Here is a 15,148-nt window from a genome sequence, read left to right as displayed (position 1 = left end):
AGCAGCGGGTTATCGGCCCGGACCGGTGACGACGCATTCGCAATCGAAGTCGGTCTGCAGGCCCACCGGCAGCTCGTCGCCGCGGAAGATTCCCGCCCCGGCGGTGGTGTTCGACAGGGCGTCCGCCGCCAGGATCATCGCCGCACCCGTCCAGGTGGTGCGCTCCTCGGGCCACCGCTTGCCGTCCGCGAAAACCAGTCCCGTCCAATACGATCCGTCGGCCTCGCGCAGATGCTGCATCGCGGCGAACTGCCGGTGCGCGTCCGCGTGCTGCCCGATGGCGTCCAGCGCCATCACCAGCTCGCAGGTTTCGGCACCGGTCACCCACGGACGATCGCCGACACAGCGGATGCCCAGGCCGTCGACCACGAAGGCGTCCCAACGCTGCTTGATGCGCGCGGCCGCCGCCGGACCCCGCAGGGCGCTACCGAGGATGGGGTAGTACCAGTCCATCGAGTAGCGGTCCTTCTCGGTGAACGCGTCCGGGTGCGCGGCGATGGCGTGACCCAGGCGGCCCACCGCCAACTCCCACTCCGGCTGCGGGTCCTCGACCAAGGCGGCCAGGGCGAGCGCGCAGCGGATGCTGTGAAAGATGCTCGAGCACCCGGTCAGCAGGGCTTCCGGCAGCACACCGGCTTCGCTTCGCGCCCAACCAATCTCGCCATAGCCGAGTTGCATGTCGATGACGAAGTCGATCGCTTTGTGCACCACCGGCCACATCTCGGCCGCGAACGTCTCATCGCCGGTGACCAGCACGTGGTGCCACACGCCCGCGCCGATGTAGGCGCAGAAGTTGCTGTCGCTGTTGGCGTCTTCGACGACACCCGCGCGGAACTGGATGGGCCACGAACCATCGGGGCGCTGGGTTCGGCGGCTCCAGTCGAAGGCGGCCCGCGCCGGCTCGAGCAGCCCGGCGGTGGTGAGCGCCATCGCGCACTCGACGTGATCCCACGGATCGGTATGGCCGCCCTCGAACCAGGGAATGGCACCCGATGGTTCCTGTGCGGCGGCGATGGAAAGCGCGGTCTGTCGGCATTGTTCGGGAGTGAGGACCCCCGGAACTGCGGGCGGGTTAGACCGATGCAACTGAATACCCTTCAGTCGCTTTGCTTTTCGCCTCCTGCGGTTTGACGAAGTACATCGCTACGCTCTTGCCCACCAGCGGATTGAGCAGCGTCTCCGCCAGCTGGGTGATCTTCGGCCGCTGCATCAGGTCCCACACCAGCAGCTTGTGGTAGGTGGTCACGGCGCGGTGGTCGGTGTTCTCCACGCCGACAGCGCATTTGAGCCACCAGAAGGGGGAGTGCAGCGCGTGGGCGTGATGGGTGTGCGTCAATTCCAGTCCGCCGCCGAGGATCTTGCCGCGCAATTCGCTGGCCCGGTAGATGCGTACGTGGCCACCCTCGTTGGCGTGGTAGTCGTCGGACAGCCACCAGCACACCTGCTCGGGCAGCCACCGCGGCACGCTGACCGCAAGCGTGCCACCGACTTTGAGCACCCTGATCAGCTCGGCGATCGCCGCGTCGTCTTGGGGAATGTGCTCCAGGATCTCCGACGCGATGACGCAGTCGAACGTCTGGTCGGCGTACGGCAGCTTGAGCGCGTCACCGACGACCACCTTGGCCGAGGCGCCGGCGGGCGCCTCACCGGTTTCGGCCATCGCACGCAGGATGGTGTCCACCGAACGCAATTCGGCTTCGTCGCGGTCGAAGGCGACGACGTCTGCGCCGCGCCGATACGCTTCGAACGCGTGCCGGCCCGCTCCGCATCCCACGTCGATGACCTTGGTCGACCGCCCGATCCCGAGCCGGTCAAAATCGACTGTCAGCATGGGGCTCCGCTCTGCGCGTTGCGTGCGATCGCCCGCTCATAGACCCGAACGGTCTGAGCGGCCACCGCTTCCCAGCTGAAGACGTTGACGGCACGGGCGCGGCCCGCCTTGCCGAGGCTGCGGCGCTTTTCCGGGGAGTCCAGCAGTTCACCGAGCGCGTGCGTCAGCGCATGCACGTCGGCGGGCGGCACCAGCTCGGCGCAAGCACCGTCGGTCCCAAGGACTTCCGGCAGCGCGCCGACCCGGCTGGCGACGATCGGGGTGCCGCTGGCCATGGCCTCCACGGCGGGCAGCGAAAACCCTTCGTAGAGCGAAGGAATGCAGGCGACCTCCGCGGACGCGAACAGGGCGGCCAGCTCGGCGTCGGACAGCCCGCTGGTGATGTGCACGATGTCGGAGATCCCGAGTTCGGCGATGAGCTTATGGGTCGGGCCGTTGGGCTCCACCTTGGCGACCAACCGCAACTCGAGATCACGCACGGTGCGCAGCCGGGCGACCGCCTGCAGCAGGGTGCGCACACCCTTGAGCGGGGTGTCGGCGCTGGCGATCGCGATGATGCGGCCGGGCTCGCGGGGACCGGTTCCCGGTTTGAACAGCTCGGTGTTCACCCCCAGCGGCACGACGTGAAGTTGCTCCGGTGTCACGCCGAAGTCGGCGATGATGTCCGAGGCCGACGACGACGAGACAGTCAACAGGTCGGGGATGTGCCGGGCGACCTCTTGCTGCATGTCCAAGAACCCATACCAGCGGCGCACCAACGGCTTTCGCCACCATCGCGCGGCGGCCAGGTCCAGCACCCGATCGCGGGTGATCGGGTGGTGCACGGTGGCCACGACGGGAAGTCCCGCCTCGGCGATGCTGAGCAGTCCGGTGCCCAGGCTCTGGTTGTCGTGGACGACGTCGAAATCCGCTGTCCGCTGGGCAAGTAACCGGGCGGCCCGCATCGTGAACGTTCGCGGTTCGGGAAAGCCCGCGGTCCACGTGGTGAGCAGTTCCAAGAGGTCGATGGAGTCACGAATCTCGCTTGGCCGCGGTACCCGGAAGGGGTCGGGCTCCCGATACAGATCAAGGCTGGGCACCTCGGTGAGCCGGACCCGCGGGTCGAGCAGGTCGGGATAGGGCTGTCCGGAAAACACCTCGACGTCGTGACCGAGTTCCACCAGACCGTGGCTGAGATGGCGCACGTAGACGCCCTGTCCGCCGCAATGGGTCTTACTACGGTAGGACAGCAGGGCAATTCGCATACTCAACTCTTCTTTGCTGGAAAATGACCGCGGAATGGCGCCGAATCCATCGCGGTCAACGGGCTCCCGAACTCCGTGACAGCAAACTGGACATGTGTCCAGACTATAGTTCGATCACCTAATCGAGCGCAACGAGCCGGAGATCCGCCGTCCCGCGCGTAGGCGGTCCCCAGGATGTCCGGCACGCAAAGATCATGCCACTGCGCGATACCCGCCATCTTTCCGACCGGTCGGTTCCGGCCGCGCGGCCCCCGGAGTTGACCTGCGCTGACCGGCGAAGAACGGCCGAAAGAAGGCGTGGGCTTTTGTTACCATCGCGCGGTGCGGGATTCGGCCGGACCTGGTGGACGCGGCGATCGGCGATCGCCTTCGAGGCGCGACCTCTTCAAATACGCCGGCGCCTATGCCATGGCGCCGGCCCTACTGAGCCTGGGCGCGGGCGCCGAGGCCCCGACGGCGTCGGCGACCGGCATGAGGCTGATCGATTTCGCCGAGCGCCGGATCTCTCCCGACGAGATCAAGTCGGCCGGCTACGACGGCGTGGTGAATTACGTGTCGCAGTCGCGGCCGGGCGCCAACTTCGAGGCCAAACCGCTGACCCGGGACTACGCCGACGCGCTGCGCGCGGCGGGGCTGCATATCGTCAGCAACTTCCAGTACGGCAAGCCCGGCTGGCCCGACCCGTCGGATTTCACCCGGGGCTTTGACGGCGGCGTGGCCGACGCCCACACGGCCATGCAATTGCACTCCGCGGCGGGCGGCCCCAACTCGGCGCCCATCTTCTTCAGCGTCGACGACGCCATCGACGCCAACGCTTGGAATAGTGCTGGTGTCCAATGGTTTCGAGGGATCAACTCGGTGTTGGGCGTGGGCCGCACCGGCATCTACGGAGACGCCCAGGTGTGCGGATGGGCGATCAGGGACGGTGTCGTCGGTCCGTCCACCAGCGCCGGACACCAATGGGTGTGGCAGACGAGGTCCTGGTCGCACGGCGATCGCGAACCGGCCGCGGTTCTCTACCAAACGGTCGTCAACAGTCCGGGAAATCCGGGGCCGCTGCTGGGCGGCATCAATGTCGACGTCGACGACGTCCTCGCCGCCGACTTCGGGCAGTGGGATCTCGATCGCTGACCCGGACGTCCCTCTCCGCTACACGAGACATAAATCAGGGCGACCGATTGCGGCGTGTCGTGTGCGTGGTTTACGTGTCGCGGGATCGCTGACCCCGACGTGAAACAACGGCACCCCGCGAGCGGATCGCTCGCGGGGTGCCGCTTTCGATCAAGACCCGTTCTTACTTGAGGTCGAATCGGTCGTTGTTCATGACCTTGACCCACGCCGCGACGAAGTCCTCCACGAACTTGCCCTGGGCGTCGTCCTGGGCGTAGACCTCGGCCAATGCGCGCAGCACCGAGTTCGAGCCGAAGACAAGGTCATTCGGGGTCGCGGTCCACTTGAGCGCGCCGGATGCCCGGTCGTGCCCTTCGTAGACGTTCTCCGCGGTCTCCGAAGCCTTCCACTCGGTGCCCATGTCGAGCAGGTTGACGAAGAAGTCGTTCGTCAACGCGCCCGGCCGGTCGGTGAACACGCCGTGCTTGCTGCCGCCGTGGTTGGCGCCCAGCGCACGCAGTCCGCCGACGAGCACCGTGAGCTCCGGACCCGTCACACCGAGTAGGTACGCGCGGTCCAGCAGAAGCTGCTCGAGCGGGGCCTTCTCGCCCGGCCGCGCGTAGTTGCGGAACCCGTCGGCCCGCGGTTCGAGCACGGCGGCGGACTCCACGTCGGTGGTCTCCTGCGAGGCGTCGGTGCGCCCGGGGGCGAAGTGCACCGAGATCTCGTAACCGGCGTCCTTGGCCGCCTTCTCGACCGCCGCGGAACCGGCCAGCACGATCAGGTCCGCAATCGAGATCTTCTTGCCTCCGGAGGCCGAGGCGTTGAAGTCCTGCTGGATCTGCTCCAGCACGGGCAGCACCTTGTCCAGTTCGGAGGGCTCGTTGACCTCCCAGCTCCGTTGCGGCTGGAGGCGGAGCCGCCCGCCGTTGGGACCACCGCGCTTATCGGTGTTGCGGTAGCTGATCGCGGCCGACCAGGCGGTCTTGACCAGCTGGGGGACGGAGAGACCGGATGCGAGCACCTTGCTCTTCAGGGCCGCGACGTCCTTGTCGTCGACGAGCGCGTGGTCGACGGCCGGAACCGGGTCCTGCCACAGCTGCGGCTCGGGGATCCAGGGTCCCAGGAAGCGGGAGACCGGACCCATGTCGCGGTGCAGCAGCTTGTACCACGCCCTGGCGAAGGCGTCGGCCAGCTCCTCGGGGTGGTCGAGCCAGCGCCGGGTGATGTCGCGGTAGATCGGGCTTTCCCGCAAGGAGATGTCGGTGACCAGCATCGTCGGGGCGCGCCCCGGCCCACCGAACGGATCGGGGATGGTTCCCGCGCCCGCGCCATCCTTGGCGGTGAACTGCCAGGCCCCGGCGGGGCTCTTGGTCAGCTCCCACTCGTAGCCGTACAGCGTCTCCAGGAAGGAGTTGTCCCACTTGGTGGGCGTCGGCGTCCAGACGACCTCGAGGCCGCTGGTGATGGCGTCCTTGCCCTTGCCGCTCCCGTAGGCGCTCTTCCAGCCGAGCCCCTGCTGTTCGATCGGGGCGGCCTCGGGCTCGGGGCCGACCAGGTCGGCGTCACCGGCACCGTGGGTCTTGCCGAAGCTGTGGCCGCCGACGATCAGCGCGGCGGTCTCTTCGTCGTTCATCGCCATCCGGCCGAAGGTCTCGCGGATGTCGATCGCGGCTGCGATCGGGTCCGGCTTGCCTTCGGGCCCTTCGGGATTCACGTAGATCAGGCCCATGGTGGTGGCGCCGTAGGGCTGCGCGAGATCGCGCTTGCCCGAGTAGCGCTTGTCGGTGCCCAACCATTCCTCTTCTTCACCGAACAGGATTTCCTCGGGCTCCCAGACGTCTTCGCGGCCGAAGGCGAAGCCGAACGTCTTGAAACCCATCGATTCCAGGGCCACGTTGCCGGCGAAGAGCAGCAGGTCCGCCCAGGACACCTTGTTGCCGTACTTCTTCTTCAGCGGCCACAGCAGCCTGCGCGCCTTGTCCAGGCTGGCGTTGTCCGGCCAGCTGTTGAGCGGGGCGAAGCGCTGCATGCCCTGGCCGCCACCGCCGCGGCCGTCATAGATGCGGTACGTGCCGGCGGCGTGCCAGCTCATCCGGATGAACAGGCCGCCGTAGTGGCCGTAGTCGGCGGGCCACCAGTCCTGCGAGGTCGTCAGCAGCGTGACCATGTCGGCCTTGAGCGCATCGACGTCGAGCTTGGCGAACTCCTCGGCGTAGTCGAAGTCCTCACCGAGCGGATTGGATTGGGCGACATGCGGGTGCAGCCTGGACACGTCGACCTGGTTGGGCCACCAGTCCTGGTTGGTCAGTGGCGCATTCGATTTGGGCTGCGGTGAAGGGATTGCTGGGTTTTCGCTTTCGCTTTTGCTCGCCGTCCCGGCGTCGGGTTGGGGTGGACGGCTAGCGGATGTATCAGATGACACAGCATTCCTTTCGGGGGTGGGTGAATCGGGCTGCGATCACGGCTGTGATCTAGGAACCTGCCGTCGAGCAATCGGCACACAGGCCCCAGTAGATGACTTCGGCCTCGTCGAGAACGAAGCCATCAAGAACGTTGTCGTCGTCCGAGGGGGTGAGGCAGGGAGCGTCGCCGACGGCGCAGTCGATGTCGGCGATGATCCCGCAGGATCGGCAGACGACGTGGTGGTGGTTGTCGCCGACCCGCGATTCATAGCGCGCGACCATGCCCAAGGGCTGGATGCGACGCACCAGACCGACGGTGGTCAGCGCATTGAGCACGTCGTAGACGGCTTGGCGCGAAACATCGGCCAGGCCGACGCGGACCGCCGAGAAGATCGTCTCGGTGTCGGCGTGCGGATGGGCGTCCACGGCTTCGAGCACGGCAACCCTGGGCCGGGTCACCCGCAGATCGGCCATCCGCAACCTGTCCGCGTAATCGGCCGTCGATGACACGCCACCAATATGACGCACTTATTTGGAACGAGTCAAGACTTTATTGTGAAGTGGGGCACAACTGCGGGTAACGAATGAGCTGCATCACGGTCAGGTCGGCTTCAGTGCGCTGCCTTTGCGCCACTCGTCCCAGCTGAGCGTCCAATCGCCGTTCTGCGCCAGGGTCAGCGGAGGCCCGCCGCTGTTGCGGACTTCGACCACGTCGCCGGGTACCGAGAAGTCGAAGAACCATTTCGCGTTGTCGGCATTGAGGTTCAGGCAGCCGTGCGACGTGTCGCGATGTCCCTGGGCCCAGACCGTCGCGTCGAGCTCGTGCAGATAGATGCCGTCCGAGCTGATCTTGGTGGCCCAGTTGATGGTCTCGCGGTATCCGAGCCTCGAGTTCTTGGGCAGGCCGAAGGTCGAAGAATCCATGATGACGGGGTTGCCCTTGTCCAGGACCGTGTAGACGCCGGACGGGGTCCAGAGCGAGATGGTCCTGCCGCCGACGTCTTCGGTGCCGCCCATTCCCATGCTTGTCGGCATCGTGCGCTGGAGGTTTCCGTTGCTGAAGACGCTGACCTGGTGGGTGGCGTCGTCGGCGATCGATATGTGCGCATCGCCGACACGGAAGGACACCTTGGTGTCGTCCTGCCCGAACAGGCCGTCACCCAAGGCGATTCCGTAGATCTTCGCCTCGGCGGTGACGTTCGTGCCCGGCGCGTAGTAGCGCTCGGGCCGCCAATGCGCGTTCTGGTCGTCGACCCAATACCAGGAACCCTCGACTTTCGGGTCGGTGGTCACGGACAGCTGCCGCTCGGCCGTGGCACGGTCGGCGATCTTCTCGTCGAAGTGCGCCACGATCACGGTTCCGACGCCATAGGTGCCGCCATCGCGCAACGTGGCTTCCGACGTGGTGGTGAACGACACCTTGGTCTGATTGGACGGCTTCAGCGTGGAGAACGACGAAACTTGCTTGGCGGCAACGCCACTGACGCCGGTGCTGCGGACCGTCAGCGTGTAGGTGCGCCCGTAGCCCAGCGGGACCGTGGGCTTCCACACGGTGTTGTCCGGGGTCATGACACCCTCGATCGGTTTGCCGCTCTCGTTGACCATGTCGACGCCCGTCAGCGTCCCGTTGTCGGCTTTGACCATGACCGGCGCAACGGGGTCGACATCATGGGCGTTGGGACCCGGGGTGATCGTTATTTGGGCCGGCTCAGCGGTTTTGGTGGGTGCACTGGATTGACTGCAGCCGTCGCCGGAGCAGTGCGAGGTTGACGCAACGTATATCGCACCCACCACGGCGACGATGACGCACAGCGCGAGCAGGAGCTGGCGAGCGCGGCTCATCCGGAGGATCGGGCCGACGAACTGATCGCTGAACTTGGACGTCATGAAGCTGCCGAAACCCTGCCTTCTGTTTACTCGCAGGCCGCGAACTTCTGCCCGGCGATGTCGATGTTGTAGATGAGGTATCCCGCGACGGGCGGTATTTAAACCGTCGCGCGGTTGGGCTTCGTCACTGTTGGCCACCACCGGCGGTCCGCGAGAGATCATGGCTGCATGGCCGATGAGGAACTCGACAGCCTCTACGAGGTGCCACCGAAGGAGTTCACCGCGCAGCGCGCCAGATTGGCAGCCGACGCCAAGCAGCGCGGCGATACCGAGGCCGCGAAACGGATTTCCGCCGCCAACAAACCGACGACGGCGGCGTGGATCGTCAACCGGTTGGCCCTCCGGAACGCCGACACCCGGCAGCGGCTGGCGGACCTCGGGGAGCGCTTGCGCGCCGCGCACGCAGCGATGGACGGCGGGCGCATCCGGGAACTGTCGGCCGAGCAATACAAACTCATCGACGAACTCACCCGTAAGGCGCTGCGGGCGGCCGACCTGACGCAACCGTCGGCGACCGTGCGCGAAGACGTGACCAGCACGCTGCAGGCCGCGATCGCCGACCCGCAGATCAGCGGGCGGCTGGGCAGATTGGCCCGGCCCGAGCAGTGGTCGGGTTTCGGCGCCTTCGGCGACGCGGTGCCGGAATCGGTGGATACTCCCAGCGAACCGGCGAAGCCACGCAGCGCCCCGGCGCGGAAGCGGCCCGCGAAGCGGTCGGCGGACGACAAGGCACAGGAGCGACGGCGCGAGAGACTGAGCGCGGCCGTCGCCACCGCCGAACGCGCCAAGACCGAGGCCGACGACCTGGTTAAAGAGCGACAGGCCCAGCGGGATGCCGCCCAACAGCAACGCGACGATGCGGCCCGGGCATTGCGGGCGGCCGAGCGGGAACTCAGCGCCGCCGAAAAGGACTACGACAAGGCGAGGGAAGCCGCCCGAACCGCCGCGGACGCCGTGAAGGAGGCAAAAGCCCGGCTGAAGCGGGCGTGAGCTGGTCGCGGCGTTTCCCCGGGTCGGTCCGGGGTATCAGCTCAGCCGTGACTTCTTTGTGGATGACCGAACGCTCCGAACAGCCTTGGGCCCCAAGCCGGCTTGATCAGGGATCCGCGTCCGCCGACGTCATCGTCGTGGGCGCCGGCATCACCGGCCTGATGACGGCGGTGCTGCTGGCCCGCGCGGGCAAGGATGTGCTGGTGTTGGAGGCGCGCACGGTCGGCGCGTGCGCGACCGGAAACACCACCGCGAAAATCAGCCTGCTGCAGGGCAGTCAGCTTTCCAAGGTGCTGCCACGGCACGGCCGGGATGTCGCACGCGCATACGTCGACGGCAATCGCGAAGGCCAGGAGTGGGTGCTCGGTCACTGCGAGGCGCAGGGCGTGGCGGTGCAGCGCGAGGATGCCTACACCTACGCCCAGTCCGTGCGGGGCGTCCCGTCGGCGCGCGCCGAGCTCGCGGCGTGTCAGGCGGTCGGCCTGCCGGCGGTGTGGGAGGACGATGCCGAGGTGCCGTTTGCCTATCACGGCGGCGTGCGGCTGGCCGATCAGGCGCAGTTCGATCCGATGTCCTTCCTCGACTCGCTGGCCGTCGAGCTGCTGAATCGCGGTGGACGGCTGGTCGAGCACACCCGGGTGCGGCGAGTGTCGTGGCGCGGCAAAAGGGTGCGCGTGCATGTCAACGACGCCGCACAGCGGGACGTCGAACTTCAGGCGGCCCAACTGGTGCTCGCCACCGGGATCCCGATCCTGGATCGCGGCGGATACTTCGCGCGGGTGAAGCCGAGCCGGTCCTACTGCCTGGCCTTCAAGGTTCCGGGCAACATCACCCGGCCGATGATGATCTCCACCGACTCGCCGACACGGTCGGTGCGCTACGCGCCGGTCGCCGACGGGGAGCGGCTGATCGTCGGCGGGGCCGGGCACACGGTGGGTCGTGAGAAGAGTCCGTCCGAGGCGCTGGACGAGCTGTCGACGTGGACGCGCAAGCACTATCCGGGTGCGGTGCAGACCCACTTCTGGTCGGCGCAGGACTACACCCCCGTCGACCATCTGCCGTACGTGGGCCCCATCCTGCCGAACACCGAAAGCATCTTCGTCGCAACGGGTTTCAACAAGTGGGGGATGACCAACGGTCCGGCCGCGGCGTTGGCGCTGTCCAGCCGCATCCTGGGCGGGCGGATGGACTGGGCCCGCGCGTTCGCCAGCTGGAGTCCGCACGAGCTGACGGGTCTGGCGACGGCCCTGCAAGCCAACCTCGAGGTCGGCTTCAACCTGACGAAGGGTTGGATCACCCCGGCGATACGGACTCACCGCCGCAGCCCCGCCGACGGCGAAGGCGGCGTGGTGAGCGGCCCGCCCTGGCACCTGGAGGCCCGCTGCCGGGTCGACGGCACCGAGCACCGCGTCTCGCCGGTGTGCCCGCACCTGGGTGGCATCGTGAACTGGAACGACGCCGACAACGCGTGGGAGTGTCCGCTGCACGGCTCGCGGTTCGCACCCGACGGCACCTTGCTCGAGGGCCCGGCGACCCGCGATCTGACCGCCTAGCCGCCGCGGTCAGCCCGCCTTCTGAAACACCAGCCAGCGCAACTCGATTGGGGAATCGTCGCGCTGGACGTCGAACACATCGAGGCCGCCGGCCCATCCCTCGAACCAGCCCGTCGGCGGCCAGGCGTCCGACGGCAACCCGGCCTTCTCGTATTCGTAGGCGGAGTCGTCGGCGATCGGCTCGAGCGGCAGGCCGGCCGCCGCGGCGGTCACCTCATCGCGGGTGAAGATCATGCTGTTGCACTGCTGACTGAGTTGCACCGCGACGTCGTCGGGAACGTAGCCGTCGCGGGCCAGGAAGGTGTTGAAAACCAAGCGGCCACCCTGGGCCAGGCAATCGGTGGCGAGTTCGAACATGCCGCGCAACTCGTGCGGCGTGCGGAAGTCCGAGACCACCTCCGAGACCACCATCAGCTGATACCGATCGCGTACGCCCTCCATCGCCGTGAACACGTCGCTTTGAATGACGTTCACGCCCAACGATTCGCCGGCGGCTTCGGCGACAATCACCTCCGCGAACTTCGCGGTCATCTCGACCGCGTCGACCGGGTGCCCGCGCCGGGCCAGGGCCAGCGCGTTGCGTCCGGTTCCGGCGCCGACGTCCAGCACCCGATAGACCGAAGGATCGGCCGCCTCCGCCGCCAGCGCGAGCACGCGCGCGTCGGGCTCGGTCCCGAACAGCGGCGGCGGGCGGATCGCCATCCACTGGTCGTAGTCGGCCTCGACCGTGCGCCAATCGGCTTGGACCCGGAAATTCACCCCGGTGCCGAACGGAGCCTGATACGAGATCAGGACCTCGGAACGGGGGGAGGCCTTGAAGGCCTTCGCCAACTCGGCCACCAGCGCGGCCCGCAACTGTGCGGACTGTTCGGGAGGACACCAGACACCCAGGGTGGCGCAGACGTTGTTGCACAACTGGACGTACTCGTCGATCAGGCCCGGCACCGCAGGCACCCGGATGTGGCCCTCGGCCGACAATCGCCGATACAGCCGCCTGATCATCGCCTCGCGCAGCATCGACGGGTCGAACGACCTTTTCGGCGGATCCTGCACCAGAACCTTTTACACGACCGGGGGGCTTTGCACCACCGCTGGACGGAACGGGCGGCGCGGCTACGCCCGGCGGGCGGCGCCTTCGAGAAGGTCGGCCGCCGCGGCGACGCTTTGGTCGGGCGTGGTCATCTGGGTGGCCACCTCCCTGGCACGGCTGAGGTAGTGCGCCGACCGCACCGAGCGCAGGTCGGCGACCAGCGAGTCCAAGGTGGAGGCCGAGAACGCCCGCCCCACGCCGACTTCCAACCTACCGACCGCGTCGGCCCAGATCGGCTGATCGAGCCAGAGCCAGAGAATCAGCATGGGCACGCCCGCCCGCATGCCCGCGGCGGTGGTGCCGGCGCCGCCGTGGTGCACGATCGCTCGGCACGCCGGAAAGACGGTGGCGTGATTCACCGCCTCCACGATCTTCATGTGGTCGGCGGGCGGGATATGAGTGAAATCGTTTGGGCCACTGCAAATCAACGCCCGCTCGCCGATTTGCGTGCAGGCCGCGCTGATCACCGCGACCGTCTCGGCGGGGGAGGTGACCGGCGTGCTGCCGAATCCGAAGTAGATTGGCGGCGTCCCGCCGGCGATCCAGGACAACACCTCGTCGTCCGCGTCGGCCGGCAGCCCGAGGGTCAGCGCACCGACGAAGGGGCGTCGGTATTCCGGCCCGGCCCATCGCTTTGCCAGTTCGGGCGCCCACAGCTCGTCGTAGGTCTGAATCTCGAGCGCCGGCCGCGTCGACGGATTGTCGGGCAGACCGAGCGCTCGACGCTGTGCCGCTTCGGCCGCGCCGGTGACCTCTGACTGCAGCCGGCCGAGTTCCAAGGTCTCGGCAGGAAAGAAGTGCAGCGCCGCCAGCGGTATGCCGAAACGCTCCCCGACGTTGGCGGCCAGCCGCTGCTCGTTCATGCCGGCCACCAGGAGGTCGGCACCGGCCGCCACCGAGGTCAGCGTCTCGCTCTTGCCGGTCCACACCGTCGTGACGCGCTCGATGAGTTGCGGCAATGCGGTGATCGGATTCCCGACGTTGCGGACGAAATTGGTCGCCATGTTGATCTGCTCGCGGCTGTCGGGCCCGTACGCGACCGCGGCAAGCCCCGCCGACTCGGCCATGTCGAGCTTGTCTGGCGGCACCGCGATCACCACGTCGTGCCCTCGGCCGTGCAACTCCCGTGCGACGGCTACGCAGGGCTCGACGTCGCCACGGCTGCCGTAGGCGGCCAGCACAATTTTCATCAACAAACCTCACTCGCGGGGACGCCACAAATCCAAGCAGAGCGGGCGCCTTCAGACCCGCTGGGCGCGGCCCCGCCCCTCTGAACAGGACTTTTGCGGAGTCCTAGAACACCAACCGGTCCTTCGGACACTGGGCGGGACCGGTCCGCTCTCGTTGAGAGCCGGCTGAGAGTGATTTGCGCAATACGCGCCTAACCCTTGTGAGTTTCGGCCGTCATGTGCAGGTAACCTATCGTTAACCCTCGGCAACAATTTCGCTGTATTCGTTGACGTGGGGGCACCTGCGAACGTGTGAGGCCGGTCCGCTAGCACTGGGGACGGTTGTCTTCGTTCGCGGCACTGGCAGCACGGGAGGGAATGCGATTTGTTTGCTGCTGGGTTGGCTATCCCCATACGACGCGCATCGCGTCCGTCGATGCCCTCGCGGCTGACGTAAGCGATCGGAGGAGAACGACATGGACTTCGCAGTACTGCCGCCGGAGGTTAACTCCGCGCGCATGTACGCAGGTCCGGGGTCGGGGCCGATGCTGGCCGCCGCGATGGCCTGGGATGAATTGGCCGCCGCACTCCAAACGACCGCGAACTCCTATCAAGCCGAGATCACGGCCCTGACCTCCGGCCCATGGGTCGGCCCGTCGTCGGCGTCCATGGTCGCAGCGATCACCCCCTATCTGGAGTGGATGAGGACCACGGGTGCCCAGGCCGAAGAAACCGCCAACCAGGCCAGGGTGGCGGCCTTCGCGTACGAGACGGCGTTCGCCGAGACGGTGCCGCCCCCGGTGGTCACGGCCAACCGCACCCAGCTGGCGGCGCTCGTCGCGACCAACATCCTGGGCCAGAACACGGCCGCGATCGCCGCGACCGAGGCGGAGTACGGCGAGATGTGGGCGCGAGACACTGCGGCCATGTTCGGCTACGCGGGTACGACGGCCTCGGCGACGCGGTTGACACCGTTCGCCCAACCCGACCCGACCAGCAATTCCGGCGCCGGCCAGTCCGAAGCGGTGGCCCAGGCCACCGGCACCGCCGCGGGGACCGCACGCAATGCGGTGACCCAGCAATCGTTCTCCGCGGTCCCCAACTTGCTGAACAGCGCCGCGGTCAGCCCGGCCGCATTGACGCCGACCTCGGCGACGGACCTGCTGAATCTCGAGGCCGATCTCATCACGGTTTTCCTTGACGCGCCGGCCGCCGTCGCCGGCCTCGGCGTCGACGCACCCGCGGCCACGATCGCCCTGCCCTTCGACATCGCCGGCGCACTGACCGGTTTCCACACCGACGACATCATCAGCGGCTGGGCCGGGGTGCAGTCCTGGCCCGGAACGGGCGCCGTGCCGCCCTCGCCATTCCCGGTCATCACGAACCCGGCCGGCGGATTCGGAACGTTGGCGTCGGCGGGGCTGGGTCAGGCCAACACGGTCGGCGGTTTGTCGGTGCCTCCGGGCTGGGCTGCGGCCGCCCCGGCGATTCGTCCGGCCGCCTTGGTCCTTCCGGCCACCAGCGCCGGTGCCGCCGCGGAAGCCGCCGCCGCGGCCGCGCCCGCCGGCACCGGGAGTTTGTTCGGCGAGATGGCCGTGGCCAGCATGGCCGGGCGCGCGATGGCCGGTACCGGCGGGGCGCTGGGCCGCGAGCGGGCCCGAGCCGGCGAGATCGAGAAGGCGACGCGCGAGGCGCCGAAGGAGCCGAAGACCGAGTCGACGACACCGCCGCAGGTTGCCGCGGGCGGCCCGATCACGAGCATCGCCGCCGAGCTGCGCGAACTGGCTTCGCTGCGCGACGCGGGAATTTTGACTCAGCAGGAATTCGAAGAGCAGAAAAAGCGCCTGCTGCCAAGCTGATCCGGGGCCC

General features: G+C 67.6%; 12 protein-coding genes. 4 read left to right on the top strand and 8 right to left on the bottom strand.

The features are described 5' to 3' along the window. Positions 1–9: 9 nt before the first annotated feature. From A5732_RS07010 to A5732_RS07000, 3 genes are read right to left on the bottom strand one after another with little or no spacing between them, the layout of a single operon-like run. On the bottom strand, positions 10–1,086 hold the full coding sequence (locus A5732_RS07010; protein WP_076101715.1) for a prenyltransferase: 1,077 nt from the start codon (positions 1,084–1,086) through the stop codon (positions 10–12). Further along, a complete protein-coding gene (locus A5732_RS07005; protein WP_076101713.1) occupies positions 1,073–1,831 on the bottom strand; it encodes a class I SAM-dependent methyltransferase in 759 nt (252 codons plus the stop codon). The genes A5732_RS07010 and A5732_RS07005 overlap by 14 nt, the downstream gene beginning before the upstream one ends. Further along, a complete protein-coding gene (locus tag A5732_RS07000; protein ID WP_076056310.1) occupies positions 1,825–3,075 on the bottom strand; it encodes a glycosyltransferase family 4 protein in 1,251 nt (416 codons plus the stop codon). Before A5732_RS07000 ends, A5732_RS07005 begins: the two co-directional genes overlap by 7 nt. 321 nt (positions 3,076–3,396) lie before the next feature. Here A5732_RS07000 and A5732_RS06995 point away from each other — a divergent pair, with 321 nt between their 5' ends. Then, on the top strand, positions 3,397–4,206 hold the full coding sequence (locus A5732_RS06995; protein WP_076101711.1) for a DUF1906 domain-containing protein: 810 nt from the start codon (positions 3,397–3,399) through the stop codon (positions 4,204–4,206). Positions 4,207–4,369: 163 nt separating this feature from the next. On the opposite strand, the gene katG is transcribed toward A5732_RS06995, so the two are convergent. The 3 genes from katG to A5732_RS06980 form a co-directional block, all read right to left on the bottom strand. Next, positions 4,370–6,610, bottom strand: a complete 2,241-nt coding sequence (gene katG / locus A5732_RS06990; protein ID WP_076056313.1) for a catalase/peroxidase HPI — start codon at positions 6,608–6,610, stop codon at positions 4,370–4,372. 49 nt (positions 6,611–6,659) lie between these two features. Beyond that, positions 6,660–7,100 (bottom strand): Fur family transcriptional regulator, encoded by a 441-nt coding sequence (locus tag A5732_RS06985; RefSeq protein ID WP_076101708.1) that lies wholly within the window; start codon positions 7,098–7,100, stop codon positions 6,660–6,662. A gap of 90 nt (positions 7,101–7,190) precedes the next feature. Next, on the bottom strand, positions 7,191–8,477 hold the full coding sequence (locus A5732_RS06980; RefSeq protein ID WP_076101706.1) for a L,D-transpeptidase: 1,287 nt from the start codon (positions 8,475–8,477) through the stop codon (positions 7,191–7,193). Positions 8,478–8,645: 168 nt separating this feature from the next. Here A5732_RS06980 and A5732_RS06975 point away from each other — a divergent pair, with 168 nt between their 5' ends. Then, positions 8,646–9,467: a hypothetical protein gene (locus A5732_RS06975; RefSeq protein WP_076101704.1), complete on the top strand. Its 822-nt coding sequence runs from the start codon at positions 8,646–8,648 to the stop codon at positions 9,465–9,467. Between the two features lie 62 nt (positions 9,468–9,529). Beyond that, complete coding sequence (locus A5732_RS06970) at positions 9,530–11,020, top strand: FAD-dependent oxidoreductase (RefSeq protein ID WP_076056320.1); 1,491 nt, start codon at positions 9,530–9,532, stop codon at positions 11,018–11,020. Between the two features lie 9 nt (positions 11,021–11,029). On the opposite strand, the gene A5732_RS06965 is transcribed toward A5732_RS06970, so the two are convergent. Both A5732_RS06965 and A5732_RS06960 read right to left on the bottom strand, forming a co-directional pair. Next, positions 11,030–12,073: a class I SAM-dependent methyltransferase gene (locus A5732_RS06965; protein WP_076056321.1), complete on the bottom strand. Its 1,044-nt coding sequence runs from the start codon at positions 12,071–12,073 to the stop codon at positions 11,030–11,032. A 60-nt stretch (positions 12,074–12,133) separates the two neighbouring features. Beyond that, a complete protein-coding gene (locus A5732_RS06960) occupies positions 12,134–13,300 on the bottom strand; it encodes a glycosyltransferase (protein ID WP_076056323.1) in 1,167 nt (388 codons plus the stop codon). 455 nt (positions 13,301–13,755) lie between these two features. Between A5732_RS06960 and A5732_RS06955 the strand changes: the two genes are divergently transcribed. Then, the gene (locus A5732_RS06955) at positions 13,756–15,138 is read left to right on the top strand and encodes a PPE family protein, SVP subgroup (protein ID WP_076056325.1); all 1,383 of its coding nucleotides are present in this window, start codon (positions 13,756–13,758) and stop codon (positions 15,136–15,138) included. Positions 15,139–15,148 lie beyond the last annotated feature (10 nt).

The organism is Mycobacterium colombiense (assembly GCF_001953985.1).
Lineage (GTDB): Bacteria > Actinomycetota > Actinomycetes > Mycobacteriales > Mycobacteriaceae > Mycobacterium > Mycobacterium colombiense_B.
This window is presented reverse-complemented; position numbering and strand designations above follow the sequence as displayed.

Bases quoted from the DNA above. Each gene is read 5' to 3' on its own strand.
- A5732_RS06955 (WP_076056325.1), top strand. From the start codon at position 13,756: ATGGACTTCGCAGTACTGCCGCCGGAGGTTAACTCCGCGCGCATGTAC.
- A5732_RS06970 (WP_076056320.1), top strand. From the start codon at position 9,530: ATGACCGAACGCTCCGAACAGCCTTGGGCCCCAAGCCGGCTTGATCAG.
- A5732_RS06975 (WP_076101704.1), top strand. From the start codon at position 8,646: ATGGCCGATGAGGAACTCGACAGCCTCTACGAGGTGCCACCGAAGGAG.
- A5732_RS07005 (WP_076101713.1), bottom strand. From the start codon at position 1,831: ATGCTGACAGTCGATTTTGACCGGCTCGGGATCGGGCGGTCGACCAAG.
- A5732_RS06980 (WP_076101706.1), bottom strand. From the start codon at position 8,477: ATGACGTCCAAGTTCAGCGATCAGTTCGTCGGCCCGATCCTCCGGATG.
- A5732_RS06960 (WP_076056323.1), bottom strand. From the start codon at position 13,300: ATGAAAATTGTGCTGGCCGCCTACGGCAGCCGTGGCGACGTCGAGCCC.
- A5732_RS07000 (WP_076056310.1), bottom strand. From the start codon at position 3,075: ATGCGAATTGCCCTGCTGTCCTACCGTAGTAAGACCCATTGCGGCGGA.